Origin of the sequence: Clostridium psychrophilum, from assembly GCF_018861705.1 — a bacterium.
In the GTDB taxonomy this organism is placed as follows: Bacteria; Bacillota; Clostridia; order Clostridiales; family Clostridiaceae; genus Clostridium_AD; species Clostridium_AD psychrophilum.
Genome location: NZ_JAHLEC010000062.1, coordinates 1 through 18,149, shown reverse-complemented (window position 1 = coordinate 18,149; position 18,149 = coordinate 1). Strand labels below are relative to the sequence as shown.

Below are 18,149 nucleotides of genomic sequence, written 5' to 3'. Positions count from 1 at the left end.
ACGTTATTTTTGCAAAACATAGTAATCCTCCTCTACGTACTGATTTTGATATTATTATATCATAATTACTACGTTTGGAAGTAATTACAAGCTTTTTGTGGGATAATCATAGTAATTGTTACTATATTGTTTAGGTCATAGAATTAAATCTAACATGATAAAGAAATGTTAGATTTTTTTTTAGTAATAGTATTATTCAACGCAGCTTTATTATATTTATTTTTATGCCTCACTATGACACATTTATACAATTTTCATAAATGGTTATAAAATAACTCTTTTAATAATAGGCTATTTATTATATATAAAGATACAATTTTTAAAAAGAAATAACTTAGTAATTAATTATTTCAATTTTTAATGTACTTATATAGTTTAAAGTTTATAATAATCATTATAGTAGTACTTTAGATAATACAGTCGTGGTATAATTAAATGGTAATACATAATGAGAGGTGATGTTAATGGCTGACAGAGAACTAATGAAAGCAATTTACAAAAAAATACTGAAATGGAAACACAACAACAAGAGTAATATGCTATTTTAAATAGCATTAGAGCACAATTCAGTGGTAAATAAAGTAACATATGATAATATGTCTAATTCAATTGTGTGTGTATGTGAAGGCAATTTTTTAAATATAGATAAAAATATTGTGGCAGCTAAAGTGATTTTAGGTAGGCAGGAAGTTGGATACAACGGTTTTGAAATATAAACTAGTATAAAGAGGTTACCAAAGGCACTTATAGAAATATAGGTCTTTTTCTTCGTCATATAAAATAAAAATTAATAAGTTGGAGAATTAGATTTAATGTATTATTAATATTTAAGCTTGACACAAATATCTATCTACTTTATAATTTAATGAAAATGAATAAATAACTATTTAAATGGAAAAAATAGTTAAAAGCGAGGAAGGGAAAATTAATTTGATAAATATAATTAAAACTGCAATTATAACTATAATAATATCATTTGCATCTGGGTTACTGCTAGATTATTATAGAAATTTAGGACCTAGAATATTATGTAATGTACGAAAGGGTAAACCTACAGAAAAGAATAGCAAAGAAAATAGTGCATACATTATCACTGTTAAGAACCCATCAAGTAGAACAATTCATGAGTTAACTATAAATATACAAAGTTCACAAACTAATTTAAAGAGTACTGGCGCCAGAATAACAAAAGGTTTAAAATTTGAGTCTTCAATAAAAGGTAGCATTTTGGAGGTTTATATCCCGTTTATAAGTAAGGGTGATGAGTTTTCAGTTACAATATATGAAGAGAATCAATATTCAGTAAATAATAAGCCTGTTATTGTAATTAGATCACCTGAAAATTTTAAGGAGATAGATTCTTCAGAGCAAAGGGGAATATTATCGTTATTGCGTAATATACCTAAAAATGCAAAAGAGATATTTTTAAAGGAAATGGAAAAAATTGAATCAATAGGTTCTAATAAAAAAGACAATCGTACAACGGATAAGAGTAAGAACACAAACGCTGAACGATCAATAAACAAAAAAAATGAAGATTTACTTCCTGAGAATAGCAAACTTAGTAAGCATAAAAAGACAGTTATAATTATCGCATCAATTATTTTAGTTATGATTGTTGGAGTTTTCACAAAAGTTTATTCCAAAGGAACATCTACTAATAAATCAACTCCTACTGTAAAAACTGTCGTTCCTAAACAGTCCACGGGTACAACAGGAACAAGTGGAACAAACGGAACAACTGAAACTCCAAGTACAAAAGCATCAACAGGAGGAACAACTGAAACTCCAAGTACAAAAGCATCAACAGGAGGAACAACTGAAACTCCAAGTACAACCGGAGGAACAACTACAGGTAACTAATTTTTATTATAATGTGGTTTGGTATTAAATATGTTAAAGTAGCTATTACTGATATGAGTATAGTTGTAGCAAGTTAGTGAGATAGAGTTAGTAGATAAATATTATCTACTAACTCTATTTTTTTATTTACAGATATTCTATGTAACATAGATTTCTTATATATATATCCATTTTACAGTAAAAATAGTATAATTAAATAGAAAATTTATATTGTACCTGTAAAAACACATATATGGAATAATCAAGTATATCAATTCGTAGATTGATATATCATGTCGTGAATGAGAATGGTGGATTAGAAAAGATTACTATTGAAGATTATATTAGTTGGGGGGAAATGGCGTGAAAATATTTTTTAAATATATAGTCAAAAGCATGTTAGAAAAGAAAGCTAGATTTTGCTTGTTGATTTTGGCTATAGCATTGAGTACAGGGTTATTAGTAACGGTTTCAGGAACAGTTAAAATAGCAATTAATAGTTTTGAAAAACCGATGATGGAATCATTTGAGGGGAAAGAAATAGCTATAACATCTAAGAAAACTGTGCCTTTCTTTAATATGAAAGCCATAAAAGAAGTTGGAGTTAAAAATATAAATGGTGAGATTGATTTATCAGCAACAACTAATGGGGATGAAACAAATAATGTAACCATTAGAGGTAAGGAAGAGAAAAACATAAACAAAGATAATTTAATTGAAGGTGACCTAAGTAAGTTTACTGGAGAAAAGTGTATAATTTCCAAAAGAACATCTGAGGAAAAAAAATTAAAGATAAATGATGAATTAGAATTATTTATAGCAGGAGAAAGCAAAAAGTATAAAGTTGTAGCTATAAGTGCCAATGAGGGCGCTTTCTATAATGATAATAAAACGAACTATCAAATAATAGTTCCATATAAATATGTAGCACAGCAATTCAAAATGGAAGGAAAATATAACTATGTAACAGCAAACAAATCATTAAACAATCCAAATGAAAGCATAAATAAATTTAATAAAAACAATACACAATTTGTTGCAAAGGAACTGTATGATGCGGCATCTATTGAAAAGCAAATTGGTTCATTTACGCAAATATTATATGCAATGCTTGCTATAGTATTATTTATGAGTGCAATAATTATATATGGTTCGTTTAAATTAACCATAACCGAGAGATTACCTGTAATAGGAACATTTTTAAGTCAAGGAGCAACAAACTGGACTGTAGAAAAGATACTTTTACTCGAGAGTATAGGATACGGAATAGTAGGAGCAATTTTTGGAGATATCCTTGGTTATGGAGGTCTGTATTTAATTAATTATTTTATATCACCATTAAAGAATTATGGAATAATAGAAAAGTTTTCAGTAAACTCAATATATTTTGTTATAGGGGCAATATTTGCAATAGTATTCTCTTGCATATCAGCAATAGTTCCGATAATAAAAATAAGAAAGTTAGAAGTTAAAGAAGTTATATTAAACAATGTGAATATATCAATTCACATTGGATGGGTGAAATTTATTATTGGAACTATTATATTGGTAGTTACGATATTTGTAAACTCAATTGATACACCTTGGGTTAATACATTAAGCAGTATATTTATACTAGCATCTATTATAGGTCTTGTGTTTGTGTATCCTAAGGTAATAGATTTAGTAACTAATGTATTGTACAAGATATTTAGAGGAAGAAGTAAGGTCATAGTATTTGCTCTTAACAATTTAAGAACTTCAAAGGTGCTTATGGGTAATATTACGCTTATAGTAATTTCCATGTTATCAATATTTATGATTACATCCATAGGGACAAGTATGAAGGATGTAGTTACTGGAGCATATAAACAGATGGACTTTGATGTTTCTGTATCAGGAATTAAAGATGTATCCGGAATCCAAGGCGTGAGTGTAACGGATAAATTAATTTCTAAAATAAAAGATAATAAAAATGTCAATAAGGATAGTATTCAAATAGTTAAGCTTGTAATGGGCAGTGCGAACAAGGATACAATGATTGTTCTTGAAGGAATAGATAGCAAAAAATATCAGAAATTTAATGGGTATTTAGAATTAGATAGTGACAAATATAGAGATATGTATAAAAAGTTTGATAAGTCCACAGACAGTGAAATTATTATTACCGACAAGCTTAAAAGAGCACTCAATGTAAATGTAGGAAATAAAATTACAATTGAAGTAAATGACATAAAAAAGAATCTTAAAATCATAGGAACAATGGATGGCAAAGTATACAATAATGGTCAATTTGTACTAATGAAGAATGATGTTATGAAAAAAGAATTTAATGTTATCGAAGCTAATCAAATAGCATTTAAAACTACTAAGTCACCAGAGATTGTTAAAAAACAATTAAAGACCGTTGTTAAAAATTTTGGAGCAACTGCAACTACAAGGGACGAGTTTCAAAAGCGAAATTTGGATCAAAATCAAATGATAGTTAATATTTTAAGTATATTTTCATATTTAGCAATATTCATAGCGGCACTCGGAGTGCTAAATAATATTACAATCGGGTTTTTACAAAGAAAAAGAGAATTGGCTGTTTTAAGCTCAGTAGGTATGTCAGATGGTGCTAGAAATGGAATGTTACTTTGGGAGTCAGTATTTTCAGTAGTGTGGTCAGTAGTAATAGCTATTCCTTACAGCTATTTAGGATTGTCACTACTTACTAAGACTATGACTGCAATGGAAATGCCAATGCATATAGTTTTAGATATTAAATCTGTACCAATATATGCAGTAGCAGCTTTAGTATTAATAGTATTAGGATCATTGCCAATAATGCTTAAGAGCAATAAATTATCAATAATAAATGAATTAAAGTATGAATAAAGGGGGAAGTATTATGAGTATAATTGAAGTTAATAATTTAAATAAATCATTTAAAGTAGGAAAAGAAAGTGTTAAGGTATTAAAAAATATAAACTTCAACGTTGAAAAAGGAGAGTTTATTTCAATTATGGGACCATCTGGTGGGGGTAAGTCTACCCTTTTGTATTTGCTTGGTGGCTTAGATAAACCAACTTCAGGGACAGTAAGCATAGATGGTAAAGACATAAGCACAATAAAGAAAAAAGAAATAAGTTGGATGAGAAGAAATAAGCTAGGATTTGTATTCCAATTTTATAATTTAGTGCCAAACCTAAGTGTAGAAGATAACATATTGTTACCGATCATATTGGGTGGCAAGAAGCTTAAAAATTATAATAAAAAGTTAGACGAAATACTAGATATAATTGATATGCAAGATAAGAGAAAACTTACTCCAAGGGAATTATCAGGGGGACAGCAACAGAGGGTCGCTATAGCAAGAGCTTTAATTTTTGAACCAGAAATAATATTCTTGGATGAACCTATCGGAAACCTTGATTCAAAAAATGGAACAGATATAATGAAATTATTTAAAAAGATAAATAAAGAATATGGGAAAACATTGATACAAGTAACTCATTCGTCAGATGCTGCAAAATATGGCACATCGATTATAAAACTAATTGATGGAGAAATAGTGGAGAGGGAAGAACTTGCGGAATAAGTAGTAGAATATATATTATAGCAAATCAGAAGAAAAATATCTAAGCTTTAGATATTTTTTCTTCTTATTTGCTTTTTTTTTGATTCTATTGATTGGCATAGTTTTACTCTCATTGTATTAAGTAATATTTGTGTTTTTAAATCACTAGATATTTAGTAATATTATGTTAATAAGTATAATAAAGTTATAAGGTGATTGTTGTGTATAAAATTTATTAGTGAACAGTTTTATACAATGTGATACTTTGATGATTAAAGGCAAAAAGAAACTATATTAATTTAAAGGAGGCATATTTATGTTTTTTAAGTCTACGGATCAACATGAAAATTTGAGAAAAAAAATCAGAGAGTTTGCAGAGGAGGAAGTTAAACCTATTGCATTTATGTTAGACCTAGAGAATAAATTTCCTATGGACGCAATTAATAAATTAGCTGATATGGGGATGATGGGAATTCCATATTCCAAAGAGTACGGCGGAGCAGGTCTTGACATAATCAGTTATGCAATTGCGGTTGAGGAATTATCAAGAGTAGACGGTGGAACAGGCGTAATTCTTTCTGCTCATACATCTTTGGGTACATACCCAATTTCAGCCTTCGGAACAGAAAATCAGAAACAAAAATATTTAGTGCCACTAGCAAAGGGAGAGAAACTTGGTGCATTCGGTCTTACCGAAGAAAATGCTGGTAGTGATGCCGGTGGTACGGAGACGACTGCTGTCCTTGAAGGTGATTATTACATTTTGAATGGCGAAAAAATCTTTATCACAAATGCAGGCAAGGCCGATATTTATATTGTTTTTGCAGTTACTACGCCAGATATAGGTATTCGTGGTATGAGCGCATTTATTGTGGAGAAGGGGTTTGAAGGTTTTAGCTTTGGTAAACATTATGACAAAATGGGTATTCGTTCATCTGCTACTGCAGAGCTGATTTTTAACAACGTGAAAGTCCCTAAGGAAAATCTATTAGGAGACGAGGGTAGTGGGTTTAAGATTGCTATGTCAACTTTGGATGGTGGTCGTATTGGTATTGCAGCTCAAGCTTTGGGCATTGCACAAGGTGCTTATGAGAATGCTCTGGAATACTCGAAAGAAAGGATTCAATTTGGAAAACCTATTTGTCAGCAGCAGATTATTGCTTTTAAACTGGCAGATATGGCAACAAAAATCCGCGCAGCTAGATTACTTATTTATAGTGCGGCAGAGCTTAAAGAAAATCATGAGCAGTACAGTATGGAAGCTGCTATGGCGAAGCAGTACGCTTCCGACAGTTGTCTTGAGATTGTAAATGACGCTCTTCAAATATTTGGCGGAAATGGCTATTTGAAAGGTATGGAAGTTGAGCGTGCTTATAGGGATGCTAAGATTTGTACAATATATGAAGGAACTAATGAGATTCATCGTGTTGTTATTGCTTCTCATATCATCGGTAGGATGCCGAAAAACGAGAACACAGGTAAAACTACTAAACGTGGACCTGCAACAGGTTATCGTAAGAAAGTAATCTTTAAGGATGGAACTGCGAGTGAAAAAGTAAATGCACTTGTGGAAGCTCTTAAGACAGATAAATATGATTTTACAGTTGGGATTCCAATGGATACTCCTATTACTAAGGCTGAAAGAGTTGTCAGTGTAGGACTGGGTATAGGGGGAAAAGAAAATATGAAGCTTATAGAAGATTTGGCAGTTCAAGCTGGTGCAGCTATAGGATCTTCACGTCCAGTAGCTGAAACTCTTAAATATTTACCACTCAATCGTTATGTTGGTATGTCTGGTCAAAAATTTAAGGGAAATCTTTACATTGCATGTGGTATTTCGGGTGCAGGTCAGCATTTGAAAGGTATAAAGGATGCGTCTACAATTGTTGCTATAAATATCGATCCTAATGCGAAAATTTTTAAAAACTCAGACTATGGTATAGTTGGCGATTTAATGGAAATATTGCCACTTCTCACTGAGGCTTTAGACAACGGAGAACCAAAGAAGGACGCTCCACCAATGGTGAAGATGAAGTCGAAAGCTCCGAGTAAAGTTATTCCAACTTGGAAACATTATGTGTGTAATGGATGCGGCTATGAATATAATCCTAGCATGGGTGATCTTGAAGGCGAAGTAGCCCCAGGTACTCTATTTGAAAACATACCACAGGAGTGGACTTGCCCTGTTTGTGGTGAAGAAAAAGATATGTTTATAGAAGTATAATTACTATAATAATTAAATAAAACAATGCGTTTTTAATGTAGAGGAGGATTATATCTATGTATTGTGTTAGAAAAATAACTGAGTACCTTTATTGGGTTGGCGGAAGTGATCGTCGTCTTGCCCTTTTTGAAAACATTCATCCCATTCCAAGAGGGGTTTCCTATAACTCTTATTTGTTAATGGACGAGAAGACAGTACTTTTTGATACAGTGGACTGGTCAATTTGCCGCCAGCTCATCGAGAATATTCAATCGGTTTTAAAGGGAAGAGATTTAGATTATATGGTAATTAACCATATGGAGCCAGATCATGCAGCGTGTATTGAAGAGATTATTCTTCGTTATCCACAGGTGAAGATTGTATGCACCCAAAAAGCTTCATTGTTCATGCATCAGTTTGGGTTTGATATCGATGGTATAGTAATGGAAGTCAAAGAAGGAGATACTATGTCATTTGGAAAACATAATGTTACATTTGTAGCAGCGCCAATGGTACATTGGCCAGAAGCTATGGTAACATATGATATTACAAATGGTGTACTATTTTCTGCTGATGCCTTTGGCTCATTCGGTTCTTTAAATGGTAAGCTGTTTAATGATGAAATGAACTTTGGTCGTGATTGGATTGACGATGCCAGAAGATATTATACAAACATTGTAGGCAAGTATGGTCCTCACGTTCAGGATCTTTTGAGAAAGGCTGGCACTATTGACATCAAAATTATATGTCCCTTACATGGGCCAGTATGGCGTAATGATTTAGGGTACTTGCTTGATAAATATGACAAGTGGAGTAGATACGTGCCTGAGGAAAATGGCGTAATGATCGTTTATGGAACAATGTATGGTAATACGGAGGCCGCTGCAAGTAACCTAGCAACAAGACTCGTGGAAAAGGGAATGACGAATGTTGTAATGTACGATGTTTCAAAAACTCATGTCTCTTATTTGATTTCTGAGACATTCAAATATAGTCATGTGGTTCTCGCATGCGTAACTTACAATTTGAAGATTTATCCACCAATGCTGGCTTATATAATGGATATGAAAGCATTAAATCTTCAAAAACGTACGTTTGCTCTTATAGAGAATGGTTCATGGGCTCCTCAATCCGGAAAATTGATGCGTGAACTTTTGGGTGAGATGAAAGAAATGACTATTTTAGATAATGAGATGTCATTGAACTCTAGTATGAAAGAAGATGATGTAGATTCAATGGATGCCATTGCTGAAAGCATTATCAAGTCAATGAAATAATTTTAGAAGATAGTATTAACTATATATAAAATCAATTCTATTATATAGAATATACGAATATGTTCAGAAGTAACATTTAGATAAAAAGGATTACTTCTTTTAACATTTTCAATTACTGATTTCTGGGAGAGTTATATAAAGTTATTTTTTTAAATTATTAAATATTGATTTATAAGCATGTAGGAAAATCAAGAAATGTCATAAGCAGACGAATCACAAAAAGGTCTGAAGCTATATTAAATGAGCTTGCTAAAATTAACCAAAAAAGGTATAATGACACTATTTTAAATAGTGTTAACTAATTTATGAAAAAACAAGAATGTAAATATTAGGGTTTTAATTGCACGTTGAAAAGTAAAAAAATGTTTTGAAGAAATACAATGCAGTTTTATTTGTAGCTAAGTTCCTAAAATTTACAAAATTTATTTTCTATGAATAATAAAAAGAAACACAAATTAACCTGTTCAGACTGCTCAATCTTAGAAATGCTGACAAGAAAAGTTAATTTTATTATATTATGATAGAAATTCTAAATTAAGCTATTCAAGTTGTTGCGAAAGTTCAATTAGCTTTTGCCATTTTTCTGGCATGGTGGAGATCTTTTCGAGTTCAGGAATTGAGTTTAATGGTCACCAATAAGCGTAGCTATGTGGACGGAGAAAGTTGTAATAAGCTACAAGTAGGGCTAAGTGCGTGTTGGAACGTTCTTCACTACTAAAACCATTTGTAACCCTGTAGGAGAATTTAAATGTTCTGTTGAGGCACTCTATTATTTGTTTAACCCAACTATACTCAGTGGTAACAGTATCAGCATTAGTAAGTCCAATTACTTGAATTACGTTGAAATCAAAGTTATTAAGTTTAAACTATTGCTCTGCAAGTTTATATACGGTATATACATCAGCAATGAATTTAAGAGACTCACTAGGAAACTTTTTAAACTTATCAAATGCCATACGTATAGTTAAAATACATGGCCAAGCATCCTGGCTATAAGATGCTTGGCAACCTAAGATTGATTTCTTGATGGCGTCCATAACAAGCCAGATATACTGGGTAGTCCCTTTTACTTTAGTATATGTTTCATTAGCAGCGGGATAATCAGTAGGTTTACAGTCATAATTATCAACAAAGGGTTTAACTAAAGCGGCAACTGTAATGGCATATCTACTAACCATGACATGAGATATTTTAACACCATGGATTTCCCATAGAGCAAGCACCGTACGGCGTGTAGATAGTCCTAAATTAATGTTGTATGTTAAACAAAGGCCCATTACATGAGAGGAAAAGTTTCTGAATTTAAGGGGTTTAGCACATTTTGGCATAGAAAATAAATCTACATCAAAGTAATTAGTGGTAAACTCACGATAAATGTAATGGAGTTTGAATTTGTGTTTATCTACAGTAAGTTTTTTATATTTAGGGCTTGTCATATCATATTTTGGAGCATATAGAGGGGGTCATTGTTCTTTTATTATAAAAACAGCTATAACGCTTGCACTAGCAAGCGTTTAAATAAATAAAACAGAGATAGTGTTTACACTATCTGATTTTAAATAGGGGGTAAAAAATGATTTGTGCATGTGATTATTGTGGTGTTGAAAAACATATTAATGAGTTGGTTGAAATGAGAAAAATTGATGAAACAAAAATTGTGAGGTTATGTCTTAAATGTTGGCTTAAATATAAAGCGGAGCACGAGGAGTGATTAGTTTGTATAATGTTTAATGGTATTTAAGTTTTAAGGCATAATAAAATACCAATATATTTTTAATAAAACAACTTGTATCTATAATTAATATGGGTTGTTTTATTTGTGAAGATGTAATTTACTAAAAAGTATTACCTAATTATAGATTATAGTGAATTAAGGAGTAGAATAAATACGAGCTAAGAAGTAAAACTAAAAATATTTCGGTTTACATTTTATGATAAAAACTGCATTTTATTCATTATAAATCTAATGCAAATTATAAGAAATATTATATATTTATTATGATTTATAAAGTAATTTAGGGACATTTTGAAGCAAATTATAAATTTTGATTTAGAAATTGATTTAGGCTCATTTTAATTAAAAATAAACTAATATCCCAATATATACATAGTCCAATAGTATATTGTTTATATATTTCTATTCATATATAATAATAAAATACAAATGATTTACATTTTACTATTTTTATATTATTATTTATTAGAATATTTTTAACATGCAATTTTAAATTAAAAGAGGTGTCGTATGGAAATACAAACAACAATACACAATAACAATCACAAAAAAATTATAAAAGTTAGTATTATTTCTTTTTCTGTTATTCTCGTTCTATATTTTGGTATATCAATGTTTTTTAGCAATCATTTTTATTTTGGTTCTGTAATTAATGGCATTAATGCTTCAGGTAAAACTGTAGGGGAAGTAGATAAAGAGCTATTAATGAAATCAAAAACATATACACTGGAACTTAAAGAACGAAACGGTGTGAAAGAAAAGATTAATGGTACTGACATTGCTTTAAAATATAATGCAAAGGATAAAATTCAAGTTTTAAAAGACAATCAGAATTCTTTTGCATGGATTTTTGCTATTTTTAATACAAAAGCTTCTGAGATGGATGGAATAGTGACTTATGATGATAAACTTTTAAAAGAACATTTTGATAAGCTTTCTTGTTTTGATAGTAAGAAAATAATTGAACCACAAAATGCTAGTTTTAAATATTCAGATAAGGGTTATGCTATTGTAAAAGAAGTTATGGGAAATAAAGTAAATGAAAAGTCTTTGTATGCAGGTGTTGTAAATGCAATTAATAAGGGTGATGCAACATTGAATTTGTATACAAAAAATTATTACATAAATCCTAAATATACTTCAACTTCACAAAAGGTTAAAAATACTAAAATCTTGCTTAATAAGTATACATCCTCAAAAGTTACCTATACATTTACTGGAGGTAAACAAGTTATAGATGGTTCTATAGTAAATAACTGGCTTGGAGTTAACAAAAATCTTGAAATTACATTTGATAAAGAAAAAATTCAAAGTTATGTAAGAAAATTGGACGACAAGTATAATACATTTGGTAAGGAAAGAAATTTTGCTACATCACTCGGAACAACGGTAAAGGTTAGTGGTGGAGATTATGGATGGTTGGTTGATCGTAGTGGAGAAATAAAAGATTTAATTGCTGCTATAAAAAATGGACAAACTATAACAAAGCAGCCAAATTATACTCAAACTGCTGCATCTCATGATGTTAATGATATTGGAAATACCTATGTGGAAATTAATATGACAAATCAGCATTTATGGTTTTATAAGAATGGTTCTCTTGTTGTACAAGGAGATGTTGTTACTGGTAATGTTAGTATAAATGATGCAACACCAAAAGGTGTTTATAAATTAAAATATAAAGAAAAAGATGCCATGTTAAGGGGCGAGGGGTATAGTGTTCCTGTAGCTGAATTTATGCCATTTAATGGGGGCATTGGTATACATCCTGCAACTTGGAGAAATAAGTTTGGTGGGAGTATATATTTAAAAAATGGTTCTCATGGTTGTATAAACTCGCCAGCTAGTTTAGCAAAGACGATATATGATAATATTGATGCGAATACTGCAATTGTTTGTTATTAATAGTAATTTAATAAAATGTGTTTTGCTAACAGAAATAAAAATAACTCTGATATACATTACAATAAAGCTTAGAATTGTGAAAACAGTTTTAAGCTTTTTAAGCTTATTGTTCCTAATTTAGTAGAATTATTAAATATATAGAATATTATTTTAAGAATAGTCAAAGCTTTGAGGATTTTTTGTGAGAAACTAGAGACTTAAAAGACAACGTTACTTAGTGATATATATTTAATATATAACGGTTTCCTCACATAGACTTTATAAATTTGGTTATATTAGTATAGGTATATCGATTATTAAGAGTTAGTAATTAATAATATTTTTATACTCTTAATTAATATAAGGAGGAGTTTGAAGTGTCGCATATAGACAAAAAAAATAATCAAGAAAGCAAAAATAATGGTAAAAAAACAAAAAAAGAATCATATAAAGTGAAAGTAGAAACTGCTAATGAAATAGGATTTTCTAAAGAGTTTAAAAAATCAGGGAAAAATAAAAATAAGCCTTTTTAAATATCTGCAAAAGGGAGATGTCATTTGATATCTTCCTAATCTAAAGTAATCAAAACATCTAAAAATGTAATAATATAATAATTTATTAGGCCTATATATATAGTCTATTGAATTTAATAATAAATTATGTATAAAATATACAACTAAAACTACATACATAAGATTTCGCACATAATACTAATGTATAATATAAAATAAATGAAAACATAATAAAAAAACTCCTGAAGTAATAATCAATTTTAGTTGGTCAATAATTAAATATTTTTATCATCCTCTAATTTTTCAATATGTTTTTTAAGCTCGTCTATTTGTTTTTGTAAATTCTTATTGGTAGTATCTAAATTAATATCCGCATTCTCTTGGCTTGCTATGAGATTTTCCTGAGCCACACTTATAACGAGAATTTGAGCTATACCAGAAAAAATGCTAGCCACAGCAAGTTTTTGTGGAGCAGTAAACTTACGACCAATTAAAATTCCTATTATTGATGTTAATGCAACCAATTCATCAGGTGTGTAATCCTCTATTTTTTTCATATAATATCACCTCTAAATATTATTCGATTATATTATATTATATTCATAGAAAAATCATATAGACAAAAAAATAAGAAATGTCATTTCAAACTTCTTTATTCAATTAATATTAGTCTATATATATATTTAGGTTATAATGTTCATAGCCACTATATAGGCATACTTTATTTTCAAAAAATAAGAGCATTTAAGATAATAAAATATTATCTTGAATGCTTTTTTACTGAATTTTACAAAAATTTAATGGTGAATAAATGAACTATTTTTAATAATAAATGTTTAATTTATATGAAAGCGTGGTGAGATTTTGGATCATAAAAACTTAATTGAAAAAGCTAAATCTGGAAATATAAGTGCTTTAAATACTTTGCTTTGTGGCAATTATCCAATATTACAGGGTTATGTGATAAAAATGACGGGGAATAGTGATATTGCTCAAGATATAGTTCAAGAAACTATGTTAAAAGCAGTTATTAATATTAAAAAATTTGTTCCTAAAGCTAAGTTTTCTACATGGCTCATAACCATAGCTACAAATTTATACAGAGATTTTCTCAGAAAGACTAAAAATTTAAAATTAATTGATGAGACTATTGAAACGAAGGAATGTGGCCCTGAGGAATCCTTAATTTCTAATATTGAATATAATGCAGTTAAAGAAATATTAATTAAGCTACCCTATGAAAAGAGAGCCGTTTTTATATTAAAACATTATTATGGTTATAAATATGAAGAAATTGCTGAAATTTTGAAATGCCCTATAGGGACTGTTCGTTCAAGACTTCATAATTGTATAAAATATATTATTTCAGAGATGGATAGAAGGGGGCTAATTTAAATGAAAAACTCAGAAAATATGTACAAAAAAGTCATTGATAAATATTATAATGAACTTCCAAATGAAGTCAAAGAAAACATGCCTGCTGAAGAAACTATTTTATCTGATAAGTTAAATTTAGCTTTAAATAAAATGAATATTTTAAAAACAGATACCCCAATGTGTAATATAGATATACTTGAAATTATTAAAAAAGGAGAAATGATAAAACAAACTAAAAGGAATTCTTTAGAATTTACATGTTTTATAGCTTTATCTTTGTTAGTTATTTCGTCTTTAATTCTTTTAACATTTTATTTTGGTGAAAAGTTTTTTATGTATTATATGTTATCAACATTGATTTTTATTCCTATACTAGTGATCCCATTAGCAAAACAATTAAAAATTGGAGGTAATTAGTATGCATCCACAATTAGATACAAAATCATTAATTATTGTTTTGATTTGTATAGCACCATTTTTATTGTTTCAAGCTGCTTGGATTTTTAAGGATGCAAAAAAACGTGGAGAAAAGTTCTATTGGATTTGGGGAATTGTAGGACTAATAAACATACCGGAATCTTTAATTGTATATTTAATAGTGACTAGAGTAATATTCAACAAAAATAAAAAGATAAAAAAATAATATAATAGTGAACTTTTTATATTATTATTCGTTAAATCAATGTAATATAAAATAATTTATTTTTACTATGGGGGTAACAAAATGGACAAGTTAACAACAATAGAGCTTTTTAAAATTTTCCTTCCACTTATTATTATTCAATTAGCCCTTATGACTTTTTGTTTATTAAAACTTTCCAAAGATAATGTTAAATACTTTCCAAAATGGATTTGGGTTTTGATAATTGTTTTTGGTGAATTGCTAGGTCCAATTGCTTATCTACTTTTAGGTAGAGAAAGGGAGTAATTATGTTAAAAGTTACAAATCTAACAAAAAACTATAAGAGTTTTGAGGTTTTAAAAGGAATAAGTTTTGAAATTAAAAGGGGGAAGATTCATGGGTTCCTTGGACAAAATGGTTCAGGTAAGACAACTACTATGAATATTCTTACAGGATTAATTGGGTATAATAGTGGTGGAATAATGTATAATGGTAAAGATTTCAACAAATATAAAAGAGAAATTTTAAAAAATGTAGGTTATCTCCCACAAAATCCTGTATTTTATGGCTATATGACTGGCTATGAATATTTGAATTTTATAGGAAGCCTCAGTAATATGAGTACGTCAACTATTAAAAAGAGATCTAATGAGATTTTAGAAATTGTAGGTTTAAAGGATGCTGGAAACAGAAAACTTTGTGGGTTTTCTGGTGGAATGAAGCAACGTTTTGGTCTTTGCGTTTCTCTGTTTAATAAACCAGAATTATTATTTCTTGATGAGCCTACATCAGCTTTAGATCCAGAGGGGCGTATGGAAATTCTTGAATTTATTAATAGTTTGAAAAATGAAGGTGTTAGTGTTTTCTTATCAACTCATATTTTAAATGATGTAGAAAGGGTATGTGATGAGGTAAGTATAGTAAAAGACGGTAAAATAGTAGTATCTGCAGGCCTTGAAGAGTTGAAAAATGATTATATTCAGCCAATTTATGATCTTGAATTTGAAGATGATTGTACAAGTTTTAAAAACAAACTTTCTAAATTAAATTGGGTGGAAAACATGAAACTCAATAAAAACAAACTTAATATTTATGTTAAGGATATAAATGTAGCAAGAATTAAACTGTTGCAACTATTAGCAATAGAACCTAATCATTTGATGGCATTTAATTTAAGAAAAAGTAATCTTGAGGAAATATTTTTAAGGTTGGTGAATAAAGATGTCCACATTTAAAGCATATTTTAAAAAAGAAATTTTGGAATCAAAAACACAATATAAATATATAATTTTAGCCGTAAGTTTTTTATTCTTTGCAATTTCAGATCCAATTATGGTCAAGCTTTTACCTGAAATATTAAAAAGTCAGCTAACGAAGGGGTCAGCAGATATAAGTGCTTTTTTGCCACCAATTACTCAATTAACGGGTATGCAAAATTATATAAAGGACTTATTTCAAATAGTAACTATTGTAATAATTTTTACTACTTGTGGTAGTTTAAGCGATGAAATTACTAGAGAAAAACTTATATTTCCGTATTCTAAAGGGAGTCTACCAATTGGAATAGTACTTGCTAAATTAACAAATTATACTCTATCACTATTTATTTTTACATTTATTGGATTTACAGTGAATTACTATTACTCCGGACTTTTATTAAAAGGCAATCCAGTTGCTTTTTCATCAGTTTTAATATCGGCAACCTTATTATCAATATATTACTTCTTTATAATAACTTTAATATTATTTTGCAGTAGCATAATCAAAAAAGGGGTAATTACCGGAATTATAGTTTTAGTTATAAACTATTTTTCTGTAGCAATCGTAGGTATAAAAAGCATATCAAAATTTATTCCCTATAAGCTAGTTGAGGGAGCAAATCAGTTTAAATATATAAATCTTACAACAACCATTATTAGTGTGATTGTCTTATCCGTAATTTTGGTTTTATTAACGGTAAGAAGAATGAACAAGGTTGATATTGTGTAACAAAAGATAAAATATAATGATTTGTAATGAACTTTTATGTTTTAAAATAGATTATTTATTTTTTTTAATGGGAAAGTAATTTTCAGGGGTTTTATTGTCAATAATTTTAAATTTATATCCATTATCTTTATAAAATTTTAACACTCTAGGCAATGCTTTACAGGTATTTTTATGCATATAATCACAATGCATAAGCAAGATTATAGGATGTTGTGTAGCTGTATTTTTTGTTGCTTCTCTATATAATTTATCAGGAGAAGTTTTGCAATTGATTCCATCAGACATGACCATATTCCAATCATATACTTTTAAATTATAATTATGAAGTTGTTTTAAAAAAGCATTGGTTAAATGTTTGCTGCTGCCAGATGGAAATCTTATTATTGTTGGTTTAATTCCTATAAGAGAATTAATTTCATCCTGAGATTTTAACATTTCAGCTACAAATCCGTTTCTAGTGGAGTATATTTTTTTATATGTGTGTGTATAAGTATGAAGGCCTATACTATGTCCCTCGGTATATATTCTTTTTACCACAGCTTCTTGACCTTTAATTTGGTTCCCAATAATAAAAAAAGTGGCTTTTACATTATTCTTTTTTAGTACATCTAAAACTTTATCTGTCATAATACTAGGTCCGTCATCAAATGTTAAGTATATTACTTTTTCATCGTCATTGTTTTTGGTTAGGGTAGAATAACCTAAGGCTATTTGACTACTAATCAAATAGGAGATAAATAATATAGCTGTAAATATAATTAAACTTTTTTTTCTCATATTTTCCCCTTTTAAATATTGTTAAGCTTAAAGATATATAAACTTAAACTTACTATTTATTATTATCTAAAACAAGCGATATAATAAGTGGAATTTAATGCAATATACTAGAAAATATTTAATAATAATATAACTATAAAGTCCTTTATTTTTTTATTAAATTATAAATAACCATTTCTTAAAATAAACGTTATTTAATCCATCTAGAAATAAAAATGTTATCTTATCAATGTTATAATTTGGTATTGAAATTAACAACAAATTAAAAACAAAATATATCATGATTATCCCACAAAAAGCTTGTAATTACTTCCAAACGTAGTAATTATGATATAATAATATCAAAATCAGTACGTAGAGGAGGATTACTATGTTTTGCAAAAATAACGT

17 protein-coding genes are annotated in these 18,149 nt (G+C 29.0%); 14 read left to right on the top strand and 3 right to left on the bottom strand.

All coding sequences use genetic code 11. From position 1 onward, the window contains the following. The first annotated feature begins 891 nt into the window (after nucleotides 1–891). From KPL38_RS12675 to KPL38_RS12655, 5 genes are all read left to right on the top strand, one after another. Nucleotides 892–1,863, top strand: a complete 972-nt coding sequence (locus KPL38_RS12675) for a hypothetical protein (protein WP_246577950.1) — start codon at nucleotides 892–894, stop codon at nucleotides 1,861–1,863. A 342-nt stretch (nucleotides 1,864–2,205) separates the two neighbouring features. Further along, nucleotides 2,206–4,701: an ABC transporter permease gene (locus KPL38_RS12670; RefSeq protein ID WP_216289498.1), complete on the top strand. Its 2,496-nt coding sequence runs from the start codon at nucleotides 2,206–2,208 to the stop codon at nucleotides 4,699–4,701. Nucleotides 4,702–4,714: 13 nt separating this feature from the next. After that, nucleotides 4,715–5,404 (top strand): ABC transporter ATP-binding protein, encoded by a 690-nt coding sequence (locus KPL38_RS12665; protein WP_216289497.1) that lies wholly within the window; start codon nucleotides 4,715–4,717, stop codon nucleotides 5,402–5,404. 295 nt (nucleotides 5,405–5,699) lie between these two features. After that, nucleotides 5,700–7,607 (top strand): acyl-CoA dehydrogenase family protein, encoded by a 1,908-nt coding sequence (locus KPL38_RS12660; protein WP_216289496.1) that lies wholly within the window; start codon nucleotides 5,700–5,702, stop codon nucleotides 7,605–7,607. A gap of 56 nt (nucleotides 7,608–7,663) precedes the next feature. Next, on the top strand, nucleotides 7,664–8,863 hold the full coding sequence (locus KPL38_RS12655; RefSeq protein ID WP_216289495.1) for an FprA family A-type flavoprotein: 1,200 nt from the start codon (nucleotides 7,664–7,666) through the stop codon (nucleotides 8,861–8,863). 866 nt (nucleotides 8,864–9,729) lie between these two features. Here KPL38_RS12655 and KPL38_RS12645 read toward each other — a convergent pair. Continuing rightward, complete coding sequence (locus tag KPL38_RS12645) at nucleotides 9,730–10,299, bottom strand: DDE-type integrase/transposase/recombinase (protein ID WP_216289494.1); 570 nt, start codon at nucleotides 10,297–10,299, stop codon at nucleotides 9,730–9,732. Between the two features lie 137 nt (nucleotides 10,300–10,436). Here KPL38_RS12645 and KPL38_RS12640 point away from each other — a divergent pair, with 137 nt between their 5' ends. The 3 genes from KPL38_RS12640 (at nucleotide 10,437) to KPL38_RS12630 (ending at nucleotide 13,015) form a co-directional block, all read left to right on the top strand. Then, a complete protein-coding gene (locus KPL38_RS12640; RefSeq protein ID WP_216289493.1) occupies nucleotides 10,437–10,574 on the top strand; it encodes a hypothetical protein in 138 nt (45 codons plus the stop codon). A 534-nt stretch (nucleotides 10,575–11,108) separates the two neighbouring features. Further along, the gene (locus KPL38_RS12635; RefSeq protein ID WP_216289492.1) at nucleotides 11,109–12,503 is read left to right on the top strand and encodes a L,D-transpeptidase family protein; all 1,395 of its coding nucleotides are present in this window, start codon (nucleotides 11,109–11,111) and stop codon (nucleotides 12,501–12,503) included. Nucleotides 12,504–12,859: 356 nt separating this feature from the next. Then, complete coding sequence (locus KPL38_RS12630) at nucleotides 12,860–13,015, top strand: small, acid-soluble spore protein, alpha/beta type (protein WP_216289491.1); 156 nt, start codon at nucleotides 12,860–12,862, stop codon at nucleotides 13,013–13,015. A gap of 254 nt (nucleotides 13,016–13,269) precedes the next feature. Here KPL38_RS12630 and KPL38_RS12625 read toward each other — a convergent pair whose 3' ends face one another. After that, nucleotides 13,270–13,551: a hypothetical protein gene (locus tag KPL38_RS12625; RefSeq protein ID WP_216289490.1), complete on the bottom strand. Its 282-nt coding sequence runs from the start codon at nucleotides 13,549–13,551 to the stop codon at nucleotides 13,270–13,272. Nucleotides 13,552–13,858: 307 nt separating this feature from the next. On the opposite strand from KPL38_RS12625, the gene sigY reads away from it, so the two are divergent. The 6 genes from sigY to KPL38_RS12595 all read left to right on the top strand — a co-directional run bounded on the left by sigY (nucleotide 13,859) and on the right by KPL38_RS12595 (nucleotide 16,982). Beyond that, nucleotides 13,859–14,389, top strand: coding sequence for an RNA polymerase sigma factor SigY (sigY, locus tag KPL38_RS12620; RefSeq protein ID WP_216289489.1), 531 nt, complete (start codon nucleotides 13,859–13,861; stop codon nucleotides 14,387–14,389). Continuing rightward, nucleotides 14,390–14,788: a hypothetical protein gene (locus KPL38_RS12615; RefSeq protein ID WP_216289488.1), complete on the top strand. Its 399-nt coding sequence runs from the start codon at nucleotides 14,390–14,392 to the stop codon at nucleotides 14,786–14,788. It abuts the gene before it with no gap. 1 nt (nucleotide 14,789) lies between these two features. Continuing rightward, entirely contained in the window at nucleotides 14,790–15,014 is a 225-nt protein-coding gene (locus KPL38_RS12610) for a sigmaY antisigma factor component (protein ID WP_216289487.1), read from the top strand. Nucleotides 15,015–15,095: 81 nt separating this feature from the next. After that, nucleotides 15,096–15,299, top strand: a complete 204-nt coding sequence (locus KPL38_RS12605) for a PLD nuclease N-terminal domain-containing protein (protein ID WP_216289486.1) — start codon at nucleotides 15,096–15,098, stop codon at nucleotides 15,297–15,299. Nucleotides 15,300–15,301: 2 nt separating this feature from the next. Continuing rightward, nucleotides 15,302–16,228: an ABC transporter ATP-binding protein gene (locus KPL38_RS12600; protein WP_216289485.1), complete on the top strand. Its 927-nt coding sequence runs from the start codon at nucleotides 15,302–15,304 to the stop codon at nucleotides 16,226–16,228. Then, nucleotides 16,215–16,982 carry a hypothetical protein gene (locus tag KPL38_RS12595; protein WP_216289484.1) on the top strand — a complete coding sequence of 256 codons (768 nt, stop codon included), beginning with the start codon at nucleotides 16,215–16,217 and terminating at the stop codon, nucleotides 16,980–16,982. Before KPL38_RS12600 ends, KPL38_RS12595 begins: the two co-directional genes overlap by 14 nt. 51 nt (nucleotides 16,983–17,033) lie before the next feature. Here the strand turns inward: KPL38_RS12595 and KPL38_RS12590 are convergent, their stop codons facing one another. Continuing rightward, nucleotides 17,034–17,759: a polysaccharide deacetylase family protein gene (locus tag KPL38_RS12590; RefSeq protein WP_216289483.1), complete on the bottom strand. Its 726-nt coding sequence runs from the start codon at nucleotides 17,757–17,759 to the stop codon at nucleotides 17,034–17,036. Between the last annotated feature and the right edge of the window lie 390 nt (nucleotides 17,760–18,149).

Coding starts and splice junctions, on each gene's coding strand:
- KPL38_RS12675 (WP_246577950.1), top strand. CDS start 892: ATGGAAAAAATAGTTAAAAGCGAGGAAGGGAAAATTAATTTGATAAAT.
- KPL38_RS12665 (WP_216289497.1), top strand. CDS start 4,715: ATGAGTATAATTGAAGTTAATAATTTAAATAAATCATTTAAAGTAGGA.
- KPL38_RS12660 (WP_216289496.1), top strand. CDS start 5,700: ATGTTTTTTAAGTCTACGGATCAACATGAAAATTTGAGAAAAAAAATC.
- KPL38_RS12655 (WP_216289495.1), top strand. CDS start 7,664: ATGTATTGTGTTAGAAAAATAACTGAGTACCTTTATTGGGTTGGCGGA.
- KPL38_RS12645 (WP_216289494.1), bottom strand. CDS start 10,299: ATGACAAGCCCTAAATATAAAAAACTTACTGTAGATAAACACAAATTC.
- KPL38_RS12640 (WP_216289493.1), top strand. CDS start 10,437: ATGATTTGTGCATGTGATTATTGTGGTGTTGAAAAACATATTAATGAG.
- KPL38_RS12635 (WP_216289492.1), top strand. CDS start 11,109: ATGGAAATACAAACAACAATACACAATAACAATCACAAAAAAATTATA.
- KPL38_RS12625 (WP_216289490.1), bottom strand. CDS start 13,551: ATGAAAAAAATAGAGGATTACACACCTGATGAATTGGTTGCATTAACA.
- KPL38_RS12615 (WP_216289488.1), top strand. CDS start 14,390: ATGAAAAACTCAGAAAATATGTACAAAAAAGTCATTGATAAATATTAT.
- KPL38_RS12610 (WP_216289487.1), top strand. CDS start 14,790: ATGCATCCACAATTAGATACAAAATCATTAATTATTGTTTTGATTTGT.
- KPL38_RS12605 (WP_216289486.1), top strand. CDS start 15,096: ATGGACAAGTTAACAACAATAGAGCTTTTTAAAATTTTCCTTCCACTT.
- KPL38_RS12600 (WP_216289485.1), top strand. CDS start 15,302: ATGTTAAAAGTTACAAATCTAACAAAAAACTATAAGAGTTTTGAGGTT.
- KPL38_RS12595 (WP_216289484.1), top strand. CDS start 16,215: ATGTCCACATTTAAAGCATATTTTAAAAAAGAAATTTTGGAATCAAAA.
- KPL38_RS12590 (WP_216289483.1), bottom strand. CDS start 17,759: ATGAGAAAAAAAAGTTTAATTATATTTACAGCTATATTATTTATCTCC.